At 50.4% G+C, this 790-nt stretch carries 1 tRNA gene and 2 rRNA genes; all 3 read left to right on the top strand.

What is annotated here, in order from left to right:
• Positions 1 to 101: ribosomal RNA gene (locus ACJBF3_RS26115) — 16S ribosomal RNA — on the top strand; the annotation flags it as partial.
• Positions 102 to 186: 85 nt separating this feature from the next.
• Positions 187 to 262 (top strand) — tRNA-Glu (locus tag ACJBF3_RS26110).
• A gap of 182 nt (positions 263 to 444) precedes the next feature.
• Positions 445 to 790: ribosomal RNA gene (locus ACJBF3_RS26105) — 23S ribosomal RNA — on the top strand; the annotation flags it as partial.

The following is a 790-nucleotide window of genomic DNA, read 5'->3' as shown; positions in this document are numbered from 1 at the left end:
GCTTAACCTTCGGGAGGGCGCTTACCACTTTGTGATTCATGACTGGGGTGAAGTCGTAACAAGGTAACCGTAGGGGAACCTGCGGTTGGATCACCTCCTTACCTTAAAGAACCTGCCTTTGTAGTGCTCACACAGATTGTCTGATGAAAAGTAAATAGCAAGGCGTCTTGCGATTGAGACTGACACGTCCCCTTCGTCTAGAGGCCCAGGACACCGCCCTTTCACGGCGGTAACAGGGGTTCGAATCCCCTAGGGGACGCCACTTGCTGGTTCGTGAGTGAAAGTCACCTGCCGTCATATCTCAAAACAGACTCACGAGTCTTGTTTGAGATATTTGCTCTTTAAAAATCTGGATCAAGCTGAAAATTGAAACGACACACATGTTATGTGTGTTCGAGTCTCTCAAATTTTCGCAATCAGAAGTGAAACATCTTCGGGTTGTGAGGTTAAGCGACTAAGCGTACACGGTGGATGCCCTGGCAGTCAGAGGCGATGAAGGACGTGCTAATCTGCGAAAAGCGCCGGCGAGGTGATATGAACCTTTGACCCGGCGATGTCCGAATGGGGAAACCCAGTGCAATTCGTTGCACTATCGTTAACTGAATACATAGGTTAACGAGGCGAACCGGGGGAACTGAAACATCTAAGTACCCCGAGGAAAAGAAATCAACCGAGATTCCCCCAGTAGCGGCGAGCGAACGGGGAGCAGCCCAGAGTCTGAATCAGCTTGTGTGTTAGTGGAAGCGTCTGGAAAGTCGCACGGTACAGGGTGACAGTCCCGTACACGAAA

It is taken from the genome of Enterobacter sp. PP-008-ECC_S150, assembly GCF_045257065.1.
Classification (GTDB): Bacteria; Pseudomonadota; Gammaproteobacteria; order Enterobacterales; family Enterobacteriaceae; genus Enterobacter; species Enterobacter chengduensis.
This window is presented reverse-complemented; position numbering and strand designations above follow the sequence as displayed.